Consider the following 23,220-nt stretch of genomic DNA (forward strand, 5'->3'; position numbering starts at 1 on the left):
TTTCTTATCGGTTAGGTCTTATCTTAACAATAGTAAGCATTTTTTTTCATAGACTTGCAAGTCCTTATTCTGCATACAAACTAACCAGATAATGAATTTCCGATTATTCCTTTTACTACTGCTGGTACCCGGCAGCCTCCTTGCACAAGATGAAGAAAAGACCTGGGATGTCAACAATCCACCGGGCGAGCACCACGAAGAAGAACTGACCTTCGGGGAGGGGACCTGGATGAACCTGGACGTGAGCCCGGATGGGCAGACCATTGCCTTCGACCTTTTAGGCGATATTTACACCATGCCGGTAACCGGTGGTGATGCCACCCTGATGCGCGGAGGGCTGGCCTGGGAAGTACAACCCCGATTCAGCCCGGACGGCCGTCAAATCCTCTTCACCTCGGATGCCGGGGGCGGCGATAATATCTGGGTGATGGATGCCGATGGCAGTGCCGCCAAACAGCTGACGAAGGAAGACTTCCGCCTGCTCAACAACGCAGTGTGGATGCCCGACGGTGAATACTTCGTTGCCCGCAAGCACTTCACCTCTTCCCGCTCCCTAGGGGCAGGCGAAATGTGGATGTACCACAAAACCGGCGGCAGTGGCTTGCAACTCACTGAGCGCAAAAATGACCAGCAGGACGTCAACGAGCCTGCCGTTTCCCCCGATGGCCGCTACGTCTACTACAGCGAAGACATGTACCCGGGTGGCTATTTCCAATACAATAAAGACCCGAACAGCCAGATTTATGTCATCAAGCGGTACGACCGGGAAAAGGGAGAGGAAAAGACCCTCATTTCCGGCCCCGGGGGCGCCTGCCGCCCTCAGGCTTCTCACGACGGGCAGAAGCTGGCCTTTGTGCGTCGGATCCGGACGGAGTCTGTGCTCTTTATCCACGATCTGGAAACCGGGCAGAACTTCCCCCTCTTTGATGGGCTAAGCAAGGATCAGCAGGAAGCCTGGGCCATCTTTGGCGTGTATACCGGCTTTGACTGGACACCCGACGACAAGCACATTATCATCTGGGGACAGGGCAAAATTTGGAAAGTAGAGGTAGCGACCGGCAAAGCTACGGAGATCCCCTTCGAGGCGACTGCCAAACACCGGTTTCAGGAGACTGTCCGCTTCAGGAATAACGCCTTCGACGAACAGTTTACCGCCAAGGTCATCCGCCACGCAGTGACCGCACCGGACGAACAGATGCTGGTCTTTTCTGCGGTCGGCCACCTTTGGAAAAAAGCCCTGCCCGACGGGAAACCCGAACGCCTGACGGATGCCGAAGACTTCGAGTTTGAACCGGCCTTCTCCCCGGACGGGCAATCGCTGGCTTATGTCACCTGGAACGACCAGGAGATGGGCACTATACAACTGCTGAACCTTTCCACCGGGCAGCGCAAAAAGCTCACCTCAGCCCGGGGCATCTACCGGACGCCCCGGTTTTCTCCAGACGGGCAAACCATCGTTTACCGCAAAGATGGCGGCAATGGCCATCAGGGCTATGCTTTTTGCAAGGAGCCTGGCATCTATACCTTGTCAGTAAACGGCGGGGAGCCTTCCCTGGTAACCCCTAAAGGAGAATACCCCGTATTCAGTACTGATGGCAGCCGTATTTTTTACCAAAGCGGCGGTTATCTATTTGGCAGTATTACCAAGGCTTACCATAGCATCAAGCCCAATGGGAGTGACGATAAGAAGCACTTCGATGGCAAATACGCCCAGCGGTTTGTGCTCAGCCCCGATAATCAGTGGGTAGCCTGGTCAGAACTGCACAAAGTCTACGTTGCGCCTATGCCCCATACGGGCCAGTCCGTTGGCCTGAGCGCCAAGACTAAAGCGGTACCCGTAGCGCAAGTCGCCCGTGATGCCGGCATCAACATTCACTGGTCCACAGACAGCAAGCGGCTCTACTGGACACTGGGCGAGGAGCTCTTCAGCGATGACCTCACGGAGCGGTTCAGCTTCCTGAAAGGCGGCCTCGACAGCCTGCCGCCTATGGACACCGTTGGGTTGCGTATCGGGCTGGAGCTGAAAGCCGATCAGCCGGAAGGCTTCTTAGCTTTTACCAATGCCCGTATTATCACCATGAAGGGCGATGAAGTTATTGAAAACGGAACGGTATTGGTGGAAGGCAACCTGATCCGGGAGATCGGCAAAAAAGTGCAGGTGCCTAAATCTGCTAAAATCATCGACTGTAAAGGCAAGACCATAATACCGGGCCTGGTAGACGTGCACGGGCACCTTGGCGATTTCCGCTACGGGCTGAGCCCACAACAAAACTGGTACTACTATGCCAACCTCGCTTATGGGGTGACTACCGCTCATGACCCCTCCTCCAACTCGGAAATGATCTTTTCTCACGCTGAGATGATCAAAGCCGGGGAAACGGTAGGCCCTCGCCTGTTTTCTACCGGTACCATATTATATGGTGCAGACGGCGACTTCAAGGCGGTGATCAACAACCTCGATGATGCCCGCTCGGCCATCCGCCGGACCAAGGCATTTGGCGCCTTCTCCGTGAAGAGCTACAATCAGCCCCGGCGGGAGCAACGGCAACAGGTTATGCAGGCCGCCCGGGAGCTCGATATTCTGGTGGTACCGGAGGGCGGTTCTTTCTTTTACCATAATATGAGCATGGTCGCCGATGGCCATACCGGTGTGGAGCACAATATACCGGTCGCTCCGCTGTACGACGATGTAGTCCAATTCTGGTCTCAAACCCAGACCCACAACACTCCTACCCTTATTGTCAACTACGGGGGGATCAACGGTGAGTATTACTGGTACCAAAAGACCAATGTTTGGGAAAAAGACCGGTTGCTCTCCTTTACGCCGAGAGCCGTAGTGGATGCGCGCGCCCGACACCGGACTATGGTCCCGGATGAGGAATACGAAAACGGGCATATCCTGACTTCCAAATCCCTGAAAAAGCTGCAGGATAATGGTGTCAACATCAACCTCGGTGCCCACGGGCAATTGCAGGGCCTTGGCGCCCACTGGGAGCTTTGGATGCTGGAACAAGGCGGGATGAGCAATCATCAGGCGCTGCGCTGCGCAACCATGAATGGTGCCAGGTACCTGGGTATGGACCATCAGATTGGGTCCCTGGAAGCAGGTAAGCTGGCCGACCTTATTGTACTTGATAAAAACCCGCTGGAGGACATCCGGAATTCTGAATCGGTCCGGTACACTATGGTCAACGGCCGCCTTTACGATGCAGCGACCATGAACGAAGCAGGGAACTACGACAATAAGCGCAAGCCTTTTTATTTCGAACTGGAAGGCAGTGGTAATTCCTGGCCAACGATGACTGATACGAATTCGCTGATGCCAACGCAGTGTGCTTGTCAACGGTAATAAATACACCTTAAGGTTTCATTAGCGCCCCAAAACACGTATATTTGCGCAGTTTTTCTTTAAAGGATACACAGAAAGCGCTATTTATCAGCGGCTTAGGTGTTCTGCAAAGAAAGACGGATGCTCATTTTTTAACATTTTCTAAAAGTCACTTCGAGTTATGCAAGGAAAAGGAGTAGTGAAGTTCTTCCTTGTGGTCATGACGATCGTAACACTCGTTCAGTACTTTTTCATTCTGCCCACGCAGAAAGTTGAGAAAGCTGCTGAGGAGTACGCACGCGCGTCGACCCAAAACCTGTCGGAAGAGCTTCAGAAGACCGCCTTCAAAATGAAGCGCGCGGAGTTTTTGGACTCCATGTCTTCGGAAGAGGTATTTAAGATTCCTCTGCTGAAGAGCTACACGTATCAGGAATTAAAGTCACAGCAACTGGCCCTCGGCCTCGACCTCAAAGGAGGGATGAGCGTCGTGCTGCAAGTTGATTTGCGGCAATTTATCAGAGCGTTAGCTAACGACAGCAAGGATCCGACTTTTGAGGAAGCGTTAAACCGAGCATCTCAAGCGCAGAAAACCGAACAGGCCGACTTTGTTTCTCTATTCTTTGATGCGTGGAATGAGGTAAAGGGCGATAAAAAACTCGCTCCGATCTTCACCCGCAACGAAGCCCTACGCGATCAGATCAACTACGAAACCGGCGACGGTGAAGTGGTACGGGTGATCCGCGAAAAGGCGAACGAAACAGTAGACCTGACCTTTAAGCTCCTCAAAGAGCGTATTGATAAGCTGGGGGTAACCCAGCCGAATGTTTCTCTGGATGCCAGCCGCGACCTGATCATCGTAGAGCTGCCGGGCATTGACAACCCGGAGCGTGCCCGTAATTTCCTGCAGGCAGCTGCGAAGCTTGAGTTCTTTAACGTTTTCCGCATTTCTGACCCCGGTGTACAGCAAGCCTTTATGGAGGCCAATCAGCGCCTGGCACAGTCTATGAGCGGCAGCGGAGTGGAGCGGGAAGTTTTGCGTATTGACACAACTCTGGCAACCGATTCGCTGGGCAATGAGATTGCTGGTGAAATTGAAAGTATTGATACCATCTACGGCAGTGCATCACAATCTGGTCCGCTTTTCGAAGCGCTGACCCTGAATTCCACAGGTGCACAAGGTCTGTCAGTACTTGGTTTTGCCAAGAAAAACCAGCGTCGTTATATCGACAGCCTTCTGGCTAAGCCGGAAATCAAGTCTTTATTCCCACGGGATATGGTCCTGCGCTGGGGTAAAGACCCGATGAAGAACTACGAGACCAATGAGGTTACTGACAATTACGAGCTTTATGGCCTGAAGCCTGCCCGCGACGGTAAGCCTGCTATGACTGGTGACCACGTGGTGGATGCAAGTGCCAACCCTGACCCTCAGACCAATGAGGTGGCGGTGTCCCTGAAAATGGACAACACCGGTGCCAAAATCTGGGGACAGCTGACCACTGAAGCTGCACAGGATAACAATCGCGAAATCGCTATTGTACTGGATGATGAAGTGGTGTCTGCACCACGGGTAATCAACCCTATCCTGACCGGTGATTCTCAAATCACAGGTAACTTCAGCATTCAGGAAGGCAAGGATTTGTCCAACATCCTTCAGATTGGTAAGTTGCCAGCTGAAACAGAGATCATTCAGGAAGCACTCGTGGGCCCATCTTTGGGTGAGGAAAATATCCGTAACAGCACCATTGCACTGACTGTTGGTTTCGTTCTCGTACTGCTCTTTATGATCGCCTACTACGGCGGTGGCGGTATCGTTTCCATCCTGGCACTGATCCTGAACATTTTCTTCATCTTCGGTGCACTGGCTTCCTACGGTACCGTACTTACGCTCCCTGGTATCGCCGGTATCGTACTGACCATCGGTATGGCAGTGGATGCCAACGTGATCATCTACGAGCGTATCCGGGAAGAACTACGGGATGGCAAATCGCTGCTCATGGCGGTAAGCGATGGTTTCCAGAATTCTTATTCTGCGATCATCGATGCCAACGTGACGACCCTGCTGACCGCCTTCGTTCTGGCGTACTTCGGTCTTGGCCCAATCAAAGGCTTTGCTGTTGTATTGATTATTGGTGTGCTGTCCTCGCTGTTCACAGCGGTATTGGTAGGCCGCCTGATGATCGATCAGTGGCTGAAGGAGAAAGATCGCAGCATGTCCTTCTCAACAGGCTTCTCTAAGAATGCTTTTGCTGACCTGTCCATTGACTGGCTGGGCAAGCGTAAGATGGCGTACATCATTTCGGGTACGATCATCCTCGCAGGCCTTGTTTCAATGGCAACCCGTGGCTTTGAGCTGGGCGTTGACTTCAAAGGTGGCTACTCTTACAACGTAACTATTGAAGGTACGGAGGTGGAAGCTGCTGAGCTGCGCACGGCACTGACGGAGGCATTCGAAGGCAATGAGCCGATCGTAAAGTCTGTAGATACAGAAAACACTTACAACGTTGTAACTGATTATCTCGTAGAGTCTACCGAAGAGGGCGCTGATGAGAAAGTGATGATGGCGCTGTACAACGGCGTTAACGGCATCACTGGCGGTAACCTCGACCTGGAGCAATTCAAGGCTCCGGATGGCGAAGGTACACACGTGGAGAGCTCAAGTAAGGTAGGCCCAACGATTGCCGATGACATCAAGTCAAGTGCATTCTACGCGGCTACTTTTGCCCTCTTGTTTATCTTCCTGTACATCTTCATCCGCTTTAGCAAGTGGCAGTATAGCCTTGGTGCAGTAGCCGCTCTGTTCCACGATACCCTCGTGGTTATGGGCATCTTCTCCATCTTCCACGGTATCCTGCCCTTCTCACTGGAGATTGATCAGGCCTTTATCGCAGCGATTCTGACCGTGATTGGTTATTCCATTAACGATACCGTTGTCGTATTCGACCGTATCCGGGAATTCCTGAACAACTACACGAAGAGCTCTAAGGAAGAAGTGATCAACCGCGCGGTCAACAGCACCGTTAGCCGTACGATCATCACCTCGCTGACCACCCTGTTTGTGGTCGCTATCCTGTTCTTCTTCGGCGGTTCAAGTATCCGGGGCTTTTCATTCGCATTGCTCATCGGTATCCTTGTGGGTACCTACTCTTCGATCTTCGTGGCGACACCGATCATGTCAGACCTGACCGGCGAGCTTCGGGCGAAAGAAACGAATTCAGACAAGAAAGGGTTCTCCAAGGCAGCTCAAGCTGCACGGTAGCAACCCACTCACAACATAATTCAATGGAATTAGGGCTGATCCTGCAAAGGATTAGCCCTTTTTTTTTCTGGCTGAGTAAATAACCATATCTTTATTGTGGAATAACGGCCTATCTTTTGTAAAATCAGGAAAACATATTTGCACACAGAACAATTGGTGTCTATACACCTAAATTCCAGAATATGAGAAAACACATACTCCTTGCCCCATTATTCCTTCTACTTACCTTTGTGACAGAAGCCAACAATGATCCTATTGTGGTCAACCTGGAGCAGACCCGGTCACGACACCGGCTGTCCACGCAGGCTGATGGCCCGTTTGCACTAACCCTTTGCCAATTACAGCCCGGTGAGCAGTACCAACTCTGGTTAAGCCCGCAAGCGCAACAGGGTGGAGAGGTCCGTTTCCTGACTGATGGCGGCACGCCGGAAATCACCTACAGCTTTACCGCCTCGGCTCCGTGCCAGAGTATTCCGGTAGCCCAGTTAAACCCAGGAACATCCAAAACCAGGTTCATTCTATCGGTCAGCTGCGAAAGCTGCGAACGGCCAGCAGACGAAAACCGGCTCGCCGCCCTGACCGTCAGCCCCGGTGTGGATGCCCTTACACTGATCCAAGATATATTCATCGGTGGTAATTGCTTCGATGTCTCCAACGTTAGCGTGATTGGTAATGCATCAAGTGCGGGACAGTTTGGCATGGGAGACTCCTCAATTGGTATTGGTTCCGGCGTCATCATTTCCAGTGGTAATGTTACCGATGCCACCGGCCCGAACAACTCCGGCAGCACCGGCAACAACATGGGCGGCGGAAGCCATCCCGATCTGGCTGACCTGGCAGGCGCCAATGCTGTTTTTGATGCCTCGGGCATTGAGTTCCAGTTTACGCCAACCGTAGATAATATTACGTTCCGGTATGCCTTTGCCTCTGAAGAGTACTGTGAATTTGTGGACGCCGGCTATAATGATGTCTTCGGCTTTTTCATCAGTGGCCCAGGCATCAATGGCGGCTTCACCGGTAATGGAGAGAACATCGCTGTTCTGCCCGGTTCAGGCATCGGCGTGACCATCGACAACATCAATGATCAGGACAACACCGTCTTTTTTGTACCCAACTCCGGCAGTTGCGGCGCCGGCACCATCAATAACGATATTGAGTTTGATGGTTTCACCAAAGTCCTCACCGCCATCGCTAATGTACAGGAATGCGAAACCTACACCATCCGGCTCTTGGTAGGTGATGTAGGCGACGGCATCTACGACTCTGCGGTATTCCTGGAGGCCAACAGCTTCGCAGCCGGTGGTACGGCTACAGGGGAGGCTTTCTCTCCCACCACCAATAGCAACATCACTTATGAAGCTTGCTCAGATGGCTATTTCACCCTCAACGTAGGTGGCGACCTGTCCACCACCCGCACCGTCAACCTCATCGTCTCGCCAAATAGTACAGCAACGCCAGGGGTAGACTATGCCGGGTTCCCCCTTTCGGTCACTGCATTTCCTGGTCAGTCCGAAATACAAATCCCTATTGATGTTTTTCAGGATAACCTGGTGGAAGGGCAGGAAAGCATCATTCTGGAAATTGAAAACTCCTGTTCCTGTATCAACGGTACTATAGAACTCATCATACAGGACAGTCCGCCCTTGGATGTGACGGTGCCGCCGGTCGAAGTATGCCCCGGGGAGCCGGCATCGCTCGCCGCTACGGTAAGTGGTGGATTGCCCGGGTTCAGTTATGCCTGGAGTAATGGTTCGCCCGGTTCCAATATCACAGTGACCCCCAATGAAACCACGACCTACACCGTCACGGTAACGGATCAGTGCGGGCTTACTTCCACTACCGATGCTACTGTCACCGTAAGTGGGGCATCTGAAGCACTATTGTCCGGACAGGCGCAGTTTTGTGAAGCCCCCTTCACCGCTCAGCTACAAGTGACCTTTCAGGGGGCTGGCCCCTGGTTGTTCGCCTACTCCCTTAATGGGGTGCCGCAGCCAGAAATTGTAGCAACAGAAAACCCACTTATTCTCGAAGTCGATGCGCCTGGCTTTTACCAGGCAGAATATGTAGCGCCACAGGCTTATCCGACTTGTGTGGGGCAGGTACAGGGTACTGCTTTCATAGAGTTGCTCGACCTCAACCCACAAGCGGATGCGGAGCCCGTTTCCTGTACGGGGGCGACCGATGGGGAAATTGCCATTAATGTAAGCGGAGGAGTGCCCCCGTTCTACTTCAGCTGGTACGATGTCTCCAACGATCAGGCTCTGCCCGACGAAAGCAACAACCTTACCGGGCTTGCACCGGGCTTGTACGAAGCTTACATCGTGGACGGATACGGGTGTGCGGATACCGTGCAGGTGGAAGTGGAAGAACCGGAGTTGGTTACCGGCAGCATTGCCTCCACCGAAGGTGTCAACTGCCTGAACCCCAATGGAGGTAGTATAGACTTACAGGTGAGTGGTGGCTCACCGGGTTATGATTTTAGCTGGAGTAATGGCGACAGTAATGAAGACCCTGCCAATCTGCCGGCAGGAGAATACTTCGTTACAATTACGGATGATGCAGGTTGTACGGCAACGGCTTCAGCTATCGTGGAAGAAAACTTTGACTTACCCACTGTACAGTCTGATACCCCTGATACCGTAACCTGCTTTCAGCCCGCGGTAACATTAGATGGCACCGGCTCCTCTACGGGCACCGAATTCACAGCAACCTGGTCCGGCCCCGGGCTACCGCCTACCGATGGGCTTACCGCTTTTGCCCAACAGAGCGGAGATTACATCCTGACAATTTCCAATACCGTCAATGGCTGTGTGGCTTATGACACCGTAACCGTTGCTGCCGATAATGCACCACCGGTTATTGCCCTAGCCCCTGCGACCCTCACCTGCGACGTCCCGGAAATACAGATTTATACAGACGGCAGCAGTACGGGCACCGCCTTCGAATATGCCTGGTCGGGCCCTGCTATTACTAGCGGTGCCAATACTCTGGCTCCAACGGTTAATGCACCGGGCAACTATACCCTTTCGGTTACCAATACCGAAAACGGGTGCACCAATAGCAGCTCCGTCACCATCGGACAGAACACCACGCCCCCGGCTATTGATGCCGGTGCGAGTGCCGAGCTTACCTGCGAAGAACCGGAAACCACCCTTGGTGCCAGCGCCAACGGCAACACCAACAATTTTATCTACAGCTGGAGCTCCCCCGATGGGAACATTCTAAGTGGTGCGGATGCCCTCAACCCTACCGTTAATGCTGGTGGGCTTTATCAACTCGAAGTAACAGACACCATCAACGGCTGTACTTCCATTGATACGGTTTCCATTATTAAAGACGATAACCTGCCGGTGGCCATCATCAATGGCCCACAGGTGCTCGATTGTAACAATACCACTTTACAGTTTGACGCTCAAAATTCCAACCTCGGGCCAGACGGTATTTACGAATGGAGTACTGCAGATGGTAATATTGTCAGCGGATCGAGCACGCTGACCCCTGTCATTGATGGGCCGGGTGAGTATCAACTGGTGATTTCCGCTCCGAGTATTGCCTGTTACGACACCGCAGCACTAATCATCACCATTGATACCATTACGCCCCAGGTTGATTTGCCCGTGCCCGGCATCCTTAACTGCTATAACGACAGCTTACTCCTGCAGGGTACCGCCAGTACCAATAGTGGACAAAATAACCTGACTTGGAGCGGGCCAGCCGGTACGCTGCCACAGGGCATAAGCCCCTTGGAGCAGTCTATTGTACAGCCGGGCTTGTATAGCCTGCAAGTAACCGATCCGGTGAATGGCTGTACCACCACGGCTCAGGTCAACGTGCAACAGGATATTACGCCACCACAAGCAAATATTGCCACCCCGGAAGTGCTTGACTGTGGCACCTCAAGCGTTACACTTGATGGCTCGGCATCCAGCGCAGGTAATAATTTCAATTACACCTGGACGGTCCCGGACACTTCGGCTATTGGCACCAATAATAATCAGTTGCCTGGTATTGATCAGCCAGGCGCTTATCAGCTTGAGGTCCTGAATACCGATAACGGCTGTAGCGCCGCTACGACCATTTTGGTAGAGATCGATACGCTACTCCCGGAGGTTGTCATTGCACCACCCGCCACGCTGACGTGTACAGATACGGTCATTGCGCTAGCTGGCAGCGCCACTGCCAACAGCAACGCACTAGCGTACGAGTGGACTACACCGGATGGCAATCTGCTGAGTGGCGCTACCACGCCGGAGTTGTCTACAGATGCCCCGGGTACCTACTCTCTGCAGGTCACCAATACTGATAATGAATGCGTGCAGAGCCTCAGCGTAACTGTGGATCAGGATGTGGAAACCCCGTCCGTAGACGCCGGGCCGGCCACGACGCTCAACTGTGCAGACACCACCTATACCCTTCAGGCAAATGCCAGCGGTAACGCCCCACTCTCTTATACATGGGAATCGGGCAACGGTAATATTGTGGCCGGACAAGGTGAACTCAATGCTGTAATTGATGCTCCAGGCATCTATACCCTGCTAGTCACCAATCAGGGTAACGGCTGTACCAATAGCAGCAGTGTAAACATAGACGAAGATATAGCCCTGCCAGGCATCACCGTTGATGCAGACCCGCAGATCGACTGCGACAGCCCAACGGCTACCCTTGATGCCAGCAATTCTGATGCAGGGCCCAACCTCCTGTACCAATGGACTTCACCGGATGGCAACTTCAATGAAGCCACCGACAATCCGGTCATCACGGCACTACAGGCAGGAACATACACCCTGCAAATCACGAATACCGATAACCTGTGCACCGTCACAGAGGCCATAACCGTAGTGGAAAATACTGCCATTCCTCAGGCGGATGCCGGCGCCGATGGCATACTCGACTGCGAGGTCAGTGCCGTAAGCATCGGGGGCAGCAACACCAGTCAGGACGGGCCCCTAATTTACACCTGGACCCTGAATGGCAACCCGCTTCCCAATGCAGGAAATCCTACTGTAGATGCTACACAGCCAGGCCTCTACCAGTTGTCTGTACTCAATACCGACAATCAATGTGAAGCCCTGGACGAGGTCGCAGTAACTATTGACACCGTTGCGCCAACGGCGGCAGCTCTGGCTCCTGATGTGCTAACCTGTAACGTAACCAGCCTTCAACTCGATGCCAGTGCCTCCAGCCAGGGCAATGAGTTTACCTATACCTGGAGCACCACAGACGGGCAAATTAACGGGCAGACTGATGTGCTCAGCCCAACCGTAAGCAGCGGCGGCACTTACACACTTGTGGTGACCGACAATAGCAATGGCTGCCAGAGCCTGACTACCGTAAGTGTGCAACAGGATACCCTCGCCCCAATAGCTGAAGCAGGTGTCCCCGTACGCCTTACCTGTACCGATACGTTACTCAATCTGGATGCCACCGCCTCCAGTCAGGGCAACTTCCTGTACAACTGGTCAGGCCAGGACCTCAACTCTGGAGCCGATGGGCTGACCCCTGCTGTACAGGCACCCGGCACCTACGAACTATTGGTAACCAATACTCAAAACGGCTGTACTTCCACGGATCAGGTACAGGTAACGCAAGATGTAACCCCTCCGGATGCCACTATTGAAGACCCGGAAGTCCTCAACTGTACCCTGACTCAGCAATCACTGGATGCAGCAGGATCATCACAGGGGGCAGACTTTAGCTACAGCTGGACTACCGCTAACGGAACCATCTCAGCCGGGGCGGGTACGCTACAGCCCACCATCAATGCGCCCGGCACTTACAATCTGCTGGTTGTCAATACCGATAATGGCTGTACCAGTAGCCAAAGTATTGACGTTGACCAGGATATCACCCCACCGGTGGTCGCAGCCACAACGCCCGATACCCTGACCTGTACCCTGACTAGTTTGCAGCTGGATGCTACCGCAAGCAGTAGCGGGACGATCTTCCAATACACCTGGAGCACCCCTGACGGGAACTTGCAAAGTGGCAGTACCTCCCCCACCCCATCGGTCAACAGCGGTGGCAACTACCTGCTCACCCTGACCAATACCGAAAACAACTGCGTCAGCACCCTGGAAGTACAAGTGGTACAGGATACCATCACACCGGTGGCAGAAGCAGGCCTTGCTCAGGAACTCAACTGCGACTTCCCGAGCCTCACTCTTTCCGGTAACGGCTCAAGCATCGGCGGGTACACCTACAACTGGAACGGCCCCGGCCTGATCAACGGCAACAACGGGCTTTCCCCGGAAGTCAATCAGCCCGGCACCTATACACTCTCAGTAACCAATGACTTCAACGGCTGCCTCTCTACTGATGCAGTTCAAATCACCCAGGATACCCTCACCCCGACCATAGCTATTGCAGACCCGCAAGTTCTGAACTGTGCGGTTTTGGAGCAGCAATTACAGGCCGGCAACAGTAGTCAGGGTACCTTATTCCAATACACCTGGAGTACCTCAAATGGCAATATCAACAGCGGCAGCCAAACCCTGCAGCCGACTATTGATGCACCGGGCGAGTATACCCTCCTTATTGAGAATACCGGTAATGGCTGCGATGCGGTAGCCAGTATTGTAGTCGAACAGGATATCGCTGCGCCGGTCGCCGCCGCCCTGACACCGGATACGCTGACCTGTGCGACAACCAGCGTGGAAATTGATGCCAGTGCGTCCAGTAATGGTGCTGTATTCGATTATAACTGGGCTACCGCCAACGGGCAGATCCTTTCCGGAGGGCAAACCAACAGCCCAACGGTTGGCAGCGGCGGCACCTATACCCTGACGCTGTCCAATACCGTTAATTTTTGCAGCAGCGAGCTGAGCATTCCCGTTGTTCAGGATACCCTCGCGCCGGTTGCCGAGGCCGGGACCGGGCAGGAACTCAACTGCGACAGCCCGAGCCTTACCCTCAGCGGGGCCGGCTCCAGTACCGGAGATTTCACCTATGCGTGGCAGGGACCTGGCGTCCTGAGCGGTACAGGTACTCTAAACCCCGATATCAACCTGCCGGGCACCTATACCTTGCTGGTCACCAATAATTTCAACCAATGCACCAGCACGGATGCTGTAGAAATTACACAGGACGTGGGATTGCCCAGTGTGATATTCGCACCGCCCGCCACCCTCACCTGCGCAGTCGAGACCGCAACCCTTGATGCCAGCGCCAGTACACAGGGAGATGGCTTCAACTTTAACTGGTCTACACAAGACGGGCAGTTCGTTGGTGAAACCAATAGCTTGTCCGTATCCATTGATCAGCCGGGCACTTACCTGCTGACGATTGAGAATGTGCTTACCGGCTGCACCAATACCAATCAGGTAGTGGTGGACCAGGACATCACCCCTCCGGCGGTCGATGCCGGCAACAGCTTCGTACTCGAATGCTGGGAAAACACGGCTACTCTTGATGGTTCGGATTCAGAACAGGGTGCGAACATAGTCTACCAATGGATCACCATTGGTGGCAATCTCACCTCCGGTGCCACCACGACCGCGCCGGTGATTGATGCGCCGGGCTTGTATACGCTTATGGTGACTAATACCACCAACGGCTGTACCGATCAGGACGAAGTACTGGTAACACAACCCATCCCTGAAGCTAGTTTTGACCTCATTCAGCCACCTTGCTACGGCGATCCGGGCACCATTCGTTTCCCTCAGGTAACTGGTGGCACACCGCCCTACGCATTTTCTATAGATGGTGGCGAAACCTATCAGCCGGATAACCTCTTTGCGGATGTAAGCCCTGGCAATTACGAGCTGATTGTACAGGATGAGAATGGCTGTACCTTCGAAGCCAACGCGGCCATTAATCAGCCAGACTCCACGGTAACCATCATTGACCCGGCCGAAGCGACCATCGAATTTGGCGAAAGCATTGATATCAATGCGCAGACCAACCTTACGCCCAACCAGATCGCACAGGTTTTCTGGTCTAACGCCAATACCCTCAGTTGCGCTGACTGTCTGCGGCCAACCGCTAACCCACTGCGGACCACAGACTACCTCGTGACGGTGGTAAGCCAAAACGGGTGTATCGATCAGGCACCGTTCCGGCTTTTTGTAGACCGGACGCAGATCGTTTATATACCCAATGCGTTCTCCCCGAATGGAGACGGCACTAATGACTGGTTCTATATTTTTGCCCGGAACGGGACGGTGGAAAAAATCCGTACTTTCCAAATCTATAATCGCTGGGGTGAGCCTGTTTTCGAAGGCTACAACCTCTCACCCAACAATCCGGAGCACGGATGGGACGGCATGTTCCGGGGCGAGTTAATGAATAATGCCGTATTTGCCTGGTTTGCCGAGATCGAATTCGTTGATGGTACCGTTGAGATTTTTGAGGGCGATGTACAACTGACCCGTTAAACTGCCGTAGAGCAAAATCCCAATCAACTCTAAACTACAGGACGGAAGGCCGCTTTAGCATTGCTGGAGCGGCCTTCATTTTAAGGAGCCTGGCAACAAAAAAACACCTCCGGCGTTTTTATTGGTGTATGCGCTGTGTTGCTCAGGTAGGTCAACAGCGTCTACCCTAAACTGGTCTGGAAGATTCATTCCGCGTTTACTTCGTGGGGGTACGACCGTTAAAAACCAGGCTCAAAAGGAAGATTCTGGGCAGTGTTAGTCGTTTTTTAGAGCGTGTTCCCTATATCATTCAAACCCAAGTAAAGCTATGATCCGGTACTCTTCAATTCTTATAGCGCTCCTTTTGGTAGCCACTAGTAGCTGCACCTACACCGAAAAAGTCAGAGACGGGCAAACGGCTATTGAGGTCAAGCAGTACGCAGTAGCCCTGGAGCTCCTGCAGAAAGAATATGACAAGTCCAAAAGCCGAGTCGAAAAGGGGCGTATTGCCTACAAAATGGGGGAATCTTACAAAAACCTGAATCAGAGCGACCAAGCCATTCGGTGGTATAAGATTGCCTACGATAATCAGGCCGGGTGGGAGTCGCTCCGGGAATATGCCTTTGCTCTGAAACAAGCCGAACGCTACGAAGAAGCAGCCCGGGCCTTCAAAGACCTCGGCATTGAAATCGGCAGCCCCTATGAGTACCGGCGGGAGATCAGCGCCTGTCAGATTGCACAGGGCTGGAAAGAACTCCCCCAGGAATACGAAGTTGAGGTCATGGGCTTTAACTCCAGCCGGGCCGAATACGCACCTGTGCTGTACAAAGGCAATCAACTGGTGATCACCTCAGACCGGGCCACAAGCACCGGTGATGATACCTACAACTGGACCGGCAACGCTTTTTCTGACCTGTTCCTGGTAGACCTGGAGTCCAATACCGTTTCTGATTTTTCCGGGCCAATCAATACAAAAGATAACGAAGGAACAGCCATCTTCAATAACGACTACACGGAGGTTTACTTCACGCGCTGCACTGGTGGGGGCAAATGGGGCACAGACCACTGCAAAATTATGCGGGCTGAAGTCGATGGCAACAGTTGGAGCCTGCCACAACCGCTGCCATTCATGGAAGAAAACGTCAACTACGGTGGGCCTGCCCTTTCTGAAGACGGGCAACGCCTTTACTTCTCTGCCAACCACCCTGATGGCTGGGGCGGCCACGACCTTTACTACAGCGAACGGCAGACCGACGGGACCTGGGGCCCTCCTCAGCTGATGACCCGCGTGATCAATACCGAGGCAGATGAAATGTTCCCCTTTGTAGATAAGGATACGCTTTACTTTTCCTCCCGGGGGCATACCAGCATGGGCGGTCTGGATATTTTCAAGACCTATCAGCTACAAGGTCGGGGCTGGTCTTCGCCTTACAACCTGAAGCCACCGATCAACTCCGGCTCGGATGACTTTGGATATATCATCGACTATGATGCAACTAAGCAAGATGAGGACGTCCTTTACTCTGGGTACTTCACCTCCCGCCGTGAGGAAGGCATTGGCAATGATGATATTTACCGGTTTACCAAGCGTAAGTTACCACCAGAAGAAGTCGTACAGAATGAAGAACCACCTAAAGAAATAGCATACAAACTCCTGCTTAAAGGCTTTGTACTTGAAAAGCTTTACGAAGTGCCTACTGACCCCAATAGTGTTGTGCTGGGCCGCAAACCCCTACCAGGCTCTACGGTAGCCATACGGTTTGGCCCCAAAAAGGAAGTCATTGAAGTTGGAGAAGACGGCATGTTCGAGCTCGAACTGGAAGAAGATGCTGATTATCAATTCCTTGCCGCCAAAGAAGGCTACCTGAAAAATGAAGCTACCTTCTCCACCCGGGGCATCGGGCGCGACCCCAACAATCCGGTACAGGAGTTTGAAATCGAAATTGTACTGGACCGTATATTCATGGATAAGGAGATAAGGCTGGAGAATATCTACTATGATTTCGACAAAGCCAATATCCGCGAAGATGCGCAACCTACGCTTAAAGAACTGTCCCGCAACCTGGAGCTGAACCCCGATATCCGCATTCAGCTGGGTTCACATACAGACTGCCGGGGCAGTGCCCGCTACAATCAGGAGTTGGCTCAGCGCCGGGCACAAGCCGCAGTGGATTACCTGATCTCCCTGGGCATCGACCCCGGGCGGCTCGTCGCTTACGGGTACGGCGAGAGCGAGCCGGAAGCCGATTGTATCTGCAGCCGTTGTTCGGAGGAAGAACACCAAATCAACCGGCGAACGACATTCAAGATTATCGAGTAAGGACAACAGGGGCAGCGTAAACCGTTTGCCCCTTTGTTTTTAGCAGCACCCAGTAAGTGCCTGCCGGCCATTGGGCCATATCCATGCGGTACTGAAAGGCTTTCTGCATCGGTAAGGCCTGATGGAATACCAACTTACCACTGACCTCGGCAATAAAGAGCGATAACCGGGCTGGTGCTTTCAGAGTGCCTTCGAGTTGAATGAAATCACTCGCAGGGTTAGGGAACAGTTTTACGGCTTCCAGCCATTCGTAAGCAACGGTTTCGACCAGCTCTTCCTCTGCGGTTGCTGTACACCCATTGGCATCCGTAGTGATCAGGGTGTAAGTACCGGATACCGGTATGTCTATGGTATCCGTAGTAGCGCCGGTGCTCCACAGGTAGGTATAAGGAGGCGTGCCTCCAACGCCCTGCCCTACTGCCTGGAGTGGATCAGGCAGTGTACTCACTGTGGCTTCAAGGCGCTCCGGTTGTGGGACATCTAACTCAAAAGTGCGCAGGCAGTTATTGTTGTCAACGACATTCAACTGATGCAGCCCCGCCGGGCGGTCAAAGATACTGTCGGTAGTAAAGGGCAGTAATTGCCCGCCGTACAACCACTCGTAAGTATAGCCGGGTACGCCGCCCACCACATCTACAGCAAGCCTGCCGTCCTGCCCACCGAAACAGCGCACGGTATCATAATGCACCACACCCAGCGTCAGGGCTTCATCCGGCTCTTCAATGGTGTAAGGCCCGAAGACAGCCTGACACCCTTTTTGGTCTGTAACGGTAAGGCTGTAGTTGTTTGCAGCTATCTGGTTCAGATCCTCAGTAGAAGCGCCATTGCTCCAGGCAAAGCCATACGGCTGAACACCGCCCATGATGTCAAGCTCGACGTTGCCGGTAAGGGCACCCCTGCAAACCACAGGCTCAAGGCTAAGAAGACTGGCCGTAATGGCAGGGTGCGCATTGGTCACCACTGCATTCACAGCATCGGTACATCCGTTCTCATCAATCACTACACCTGTGTAGGTGCCTGCGGGGATACCGGTAAGGTCCGCCACAGCATCGAACACTTGATTATTGGTGTTGAACCAGGAATAACTGTAGAGCCCCGTCCCCCCGGTAACAGAAGTAAAGATCCCTCCGGTCGAATCCCCGAAACATGGAACCATTCGGATGCTGTCCCGGGTCAGAGACAAAGGCTCGGGCTGACTCAATGGCCGGAGTGGCGACTTTTCATTGCAGCCGGTAGATAAGTCCGTCACAGTGACCCGGTAATTGCCGGGGCTGAGGTTACAGATCGAGACCGTGTTCGTGTCAGTCACCTCTAAATACCCATTGCTGAAATGAAACTGATAATTGGAAGAACCGCCGGAAATACTGGCGACAGCACAACCATCGGCCGCACCATTACAACTGACGTTGACGGTATAAAAAGTGTCTAATTCAAATGCAGAAGTGAATGCTTTGACCTTGGCCGGCAGGGCTTCTCGTTCGCAGCCATTGGTATCCGTGACGGTCAGTCCGTAATCAGCCGGAGCCGGGTTGGGAATTTGCGGCTGATCCACCCCGTTGCTCCAACTGTACTGGTAGCCGGGCACGCCTCCACTTACGATCGCCTGAAGCTCATCTACTTCCCCGCCCTCACAAATATCTTCTGCTTCTATACCAATAGCTACGGATAAAGCCGGGGGTTCATTCAAAACAAACGTCGTATCGTAAGAGCAGGCATTGGCATCATCGACAACCAACCGGTAAGAGCCCGCAGGGATGTTAAACAGGTCTTCCGTTTCAATACCAGTGCCGATCCAACTATAGCCGTAGGGTGGCGTACCGCCCCGGGTATCCACCTCAATGAAGCCGGTAGAATCCGCCCGGCAGGCAATGGGGCCAAGCCCTTCCAGTCCGGCTTGCAGCGGTGCCGGGCTTACGATAGCAATAGTATCGCTGATAAGCTCGCAACCCCGCCCATCGGATATCGACACCACATAGTCCCCGTCATCAATCCCAATCCGGTTAGGGCCAAGAATACCATCGTTCCAGCGGTAATGAATGGGAGGTTGGATGGGCGGAGCGCCGGGGTTTTGTGTAGCAGTCACATTGATCAGGCCATCCATCGTATTATCACAGGCTGGCTGTACGATGTTTATAGCGCTGCCAAAGAGCTGCGGTGCGGCGATCACAAAAGTGGTATCGTAAAGACAACCCTGCCCATCTTCCACCAGTACACCATAGGCACCCACCGGCAGGTTGCTGATTGCATTCGTTGTTGCGCCTGTGTTCCAGGTATACTGATAGGGTGGCACGCCCTGCGGATTGAGGGTGATACTGCCGGTTTCCAGGCCTTCGCATAAAGGCTGTACGACTTGTGCTGTAAAGTCAGGCTCGGATGTGGCAGCAAGCACCACTTCCAGTGTATCTCCTGGGCAGTTATTGGCATCCGTGAGGTAAGCAAAGTAGGTACCAACAGCAAGATTAGCCAGTACGCTATCGGTGCCCGTTTCACTCCAAGAGTAGGAATAAGGTTGAACTCCACCGCTTCCGCTCACCGTAATGGAACCATTTTTTTCGCCCACACAGGTGGGGTTGTCCGTATCAATGAGCGCCAGCGCCAGCGGCTGAGGTGCTGCTATGGCGTACGTTGCCGTAGCGGTGCAGCCCTGAAAGTCGGTAACCGTGACCTGATATGTTCCTTCACTCAAATTGACACGCAGCGGAGCATCACTGCCATCCGCCCATTGATAATAATAAGGAGGGGTACCACCGGTACTACCCACCAGAATACGGCCTTCTTCCTGCCCTACGCACGGCATATCTCTTTGGTCCAGGAGTTGTAATTGTAGCGGGTCAGGTGCCAGCAGCTCGTAGCTTTCCACCAATTCGCACCCTTTACTGTCTGTGAGGGTGAGGGTGTATGTGCCAGCTACAAGGTCAAAAGGGTTGGAAAAGTTGATGTTGTTGCTCCACAGATAATTGTAAGGGGGCGTACCGCCAAAAGCCGTGGCAGCAATCGTGCCATCCGTGGCGGTGGCGCAGGAGGGTGCGGTACTGTTGAAGCTCAATTGCAGGGGTGTAGCGGTAGCCACTTCTATACTGTCGATTATAGTCTGACAGTCGCCATCCGTCACGGTGACGCTGTAAAAACCTCCTGCCAAATTATTAATACATGCTGCTGAGCCGCCATTGCTCCATTCGAATACCGGTGCCCCGGCGGAAACCGTCAGGCAAACGGAACCGTCCTGACTTTCCGGGCAAGTGACATCACTAACACTAATATTCTGTACGGCTGCTCCCGGCCCATTCACCAGGACCGACCGAATAATTAACTGACAGCCTTCATCCGAACTGTCGGTAACGGAAACCCGGTAGTTGCCTTGTGGGAGATTGCTCACTACCAGAGTATCCGATAGGCCAGACGCACTGCCCGCAATACCGTTGGCCCCTTCCCAGCTGTAATCGTAGGGCGGCTCCCCCGACAAAGGGATTAGTATGATCGCGCCATCCGTGCCATCACAACTACTGACATTGGTCACAAAACTCCGCAGAGAATCAATGCTAACGATGGTCCTCACCCGTGCACTGTCAACGGTGAAGCAGCCCTGTGTATCGGTAATGGTTACCGGATAGGTATTGGTGACCCCGGCCTGAAAACCGGCTTCCACCTCAATTTCCGTACCGGTTGCTCCGGTGCTCCACTGATAAGTATACGGTTGCCCGCCTCCGCTTGCCTGTACGCCCAACAGTGCAGTGGTTTCCTGGCAGAGCACAAAGGAATCAGCGGGAACAAACGACAAGGCAGGGCCGGGCTTGTAGTCGATTTGCAGCGCCGCTTCATCAGAACATCCGAAATCCGCCGTAGCCTTGTAATAAAAGTTGTTGCCGATACCAGGGGCGACTACGGTATTTTGGAGTTGATTGCTTTCAGTGGCGGGGCTGCCGGTATGAAAGGTGAGGGTACTCCCGGTAAAGTTGGCATCAGCAATAATAATACTCTCCAGGTTCAGCGAATCGTCCGGGCATACTTCAGGCACCGTTTGCTGGGCGGTATTCGGTGTAGGATTCACCACAACCTGCACTTCTGCGCGATTGGCGGAGACACAAGTCAGGTTGCGTTCTTCAACGTAATAAGTGTAAACCACAGGCTCAGGCCCGTCGTTAATCAAAAGCGCCGAAGGTGAATAATTGGGCCCAAACCCAATGAAATTGGTAGCTTCTGCTGTCGGGTACCAAAAGAAAAGGCTGTTATTGAGTTCTGAAGAAATACTAAGCAGAGCTGAAGCTCCTGAACAGATGGTATCGTTGACTACGTTGGGAGGTGGCAAAAGCGGGTCGTCTGCCAAACCATTGCAATTCTCATCTGATCCATTACAGGGGATTTCATCCGCCCCCGGATTGATCGCAGGGTTGTTGTCATTGCAGTCTCCACTCACTGCGACAAAGCCGGAAGGTGGCGTACTCAGGCAGGTGTGGACCGGCTGAGTGATATCACCGAAGCCATCGCCGTCCGCGTCTACATAAAAGGTAAAGCCGGGCGCCCCCAGTAGCGTAGCGCCGTAAAACTGCAAATTGTCCAGGGCGATATCTCCCCGGGTAGTACTCCCTTCCTGCCCTTTAAAGCGCAACCGGAGGGTATCCCCATCTTCAAAATCGCTAAGGGCGATGTAGACTTTTCGCCAGTCGCTGCCCTGTGGCCCGGAACGCGACCAAAGTGGCGCCCAATTGAACCCACCATCATCTGAGGCTTCCAAAGTCAGGCTTCCGGCCCCTTCTCCAAACATATGGTACTGGAAAGAAAAATGGCAGGTGTCCGTCCCCTGCTTGTCCAGCACCATGCAGTTGGACTCGAGGTAGGCCGTTTTATTGGTACCGCAGTTGTTACCGGAAGCTTCCAGGTAGACATACTGTGCGGAAGCAGCTGCCCCACTTTCAGGCCCGGTGCCGAATGTAGGGGTCGGGCCGGTTGCAACCAGCCAGTCGTAATCGTTTTGGCTGCTGTTTTGCCAGGGGCCGCCTATCGGGCAATCGGTATCACAGAGCGTACCGCAAAGCCCTTCCGCCTCAAAACCCGTAGACAGGGTAATATCCGGCGGGTTGCAGCCGGTGGAAAATACAGCCGGGCACGAATTCTCTGAGACATCACTGCCACAGACTTTCCGGATGTAAATTTCGTAATCGGTTTCTGCCGGCAGCCCGGTAAGCGTATAGGGTGGGCAACCGTTATAGGACAACAGGGTGCCCGCTCCGGCAGTCAGCCCGGTGCCAGGTGCAAACCCTATCGGGCCATATTCCAGGAGGGTGGTTCCACAGCTGCTTTCCGGTGCCCAGTTGAGGGTGACTGCCGTGGTGTCCGACCCCACAATCTCTAGGGTCTCCACAGGTTGGCAGTTCAATGGAGCAAAAACCAGGTTGACAAATTCCAGCCGGCCGATATCGCCTTCGGCATCATCGCAAATGACCAACTCCCAGGGGCCGTTGGGAGCGGTGCTGCCATCGTTAAAATCAAAAAAGCTGCCCTGAGGGCGAAGGGGCTCCGCGGTAAAGGGCGGAGCAGAAGCGGCTACCGGCAGGCAACTGCCCATCGTAAACCGGACAGGCTGCCCACAGTCCGGGAAGTCCGGATTGCCGTAGTTGTCTTCTCCCGCACCGTTGTCGAAAGAAAGCGACACTTCAATACCAGCAGGGGAACGCAAAGATAAGTCGAGGTCATTAGCCCAGGTATGCCGGATAATCAGCTGTACTTCCTGCAAGGCCACATCCACACCCAAAGTGGTGCCCGGAGCCCCGTTCACATTAATCACGATTTCGTCGGGTTCCGGAATAACGTTGAGGCTCGGGTCGCAACTTCCGTCTTTGAGGTTGAGGCCTATATCACAAGTGTTGTTGTTAATGACCACGCTCTGTGCAGAGAGCTGCGCACTAAGCAGGTAAAGGAAGCAAAGCAGGCAAAGTAGATAGTTCGGCATTGGGGAGTTCATCAGCAT

5 protein-coding genes are annotated in these 23,220 nt (G+C 53.4%); 4 read left to right on the forward strand and 1 reads right to left on the reverse strand.

Annotation, left to right across the window (positions count from 1 at the left end; all coding sequences use genetic code 11):
- Positions 1-91 precede the first annotated feature (91 nt).
- From RIC19_RS24505 to RIC19_RS24520, 4 genes are all read left to right on the forward strand, one after another.
- Positions 92-3,349, forward strand: a complete 3,258-nt coding sequence (locus RIC19_RS24505; protein WP_350181027.1) for an amidohydrolase family protein — start codon at positions 92-94, stop codon at positions 3,347-3,349.
- A gap of 160 nt (positions 3,350-3,509) precedes the next feature.
- Complete coding sequence (gene secDF / locus RIC19_RS24510; protein WP_350181028.1) at positions 3,510-6,584, forward strand: protein translocase subunit SecDF; 3,075 nt, start codon at positions 3,510-3,512, stop codon at positions 6,582-6,584.
- 182 nt (positions 6,585-6,766) lie between these two features.
- Positions 6,767-14,956, forward strand: a complete 8,190-nt coding sequence (locus RIC19_RS24515) for a choice-of-anchor L domain-containing protein (protein WP_350181029.1) — start codon at positions 6,767-6,769, stop codon at positions 14,954-14,956.
- Between the two features lie 307 nt (positions 14,957-15,263).
- On the forward strand, positions 15,264-17,255 hold the full coding sequence (locus RIC19_RS24520) for an OmpA family protein (RefSeq protein ID WP_350181030.1): 1,992 nt from the start codon (positions 15,264-15,266) through the stop codon (positions 17,253-17,255).
- Here the strand turns inward: RIC19_RS24520 and RIC19_RS24525 are convergent.
- The gene (locus tag RIC19_RS24525; RefSeq protein WP_350181031.1) at positions 17,245-23,214 is read right to left on the reverse strand and encodes a T9SS type A sorting domain-containing protein; all 5,970 of its coding nucleotides are present in this window, start codon (positions 23,212-23,214) and stop codon (positions 17,245-17,247) included. The genes RIC19_RS24520 and RIC19_RS24525 overlap by 11 nt on opposite strands.
- Positions 23,215-23,220 lie beyond the last annotated feature (6 nt).

The sequence above is a fragment of the Phaeodactylibacter sp. genome, from assembly GCF_040219495.1.
Lineage (GTDB): Bacteria > Bacteroidota > Bacteroidia > Chitinophagales > Saprospiraceae > Phaeodactylibacter.

Coding starts and splice junctions, on each gene's coding strand:
- RIC19_RS24525 (WP_350181031.1), bottom strand. CDS start 23,214: ATGAACTCCCCAATGCCGAACTATCTACTTTGCCTGCTTTGCTTCCTT.
- secDF (WP_350181028.1), top strand. CDS start 3,510: ATGCAAGGAAAAGGAGTAGTGAAGTTCTTCCTTGTGGTCATGACGATC.
- RIC19_RS24515 (WP_350181029.1), top strand. CDS start 6,767: ATGAGAAAACACATACTCCTTGCCCCATTATTCCTTCTACTTACCTTT.
- RIC19_RS24505 (WP_350181027.1), top strand. CDS start 92: ATGAATTTCCGATTATTCCTTTTACTACTGCTGGTACCCGGCAGCCTC.
- RIC19_RS24520 (WP_350181030.1), top strand. CDS start 15,264: ATGATCCGGTACTCTTCAATTCTTATAGCGCTCCTTTTGGTAGCCACT.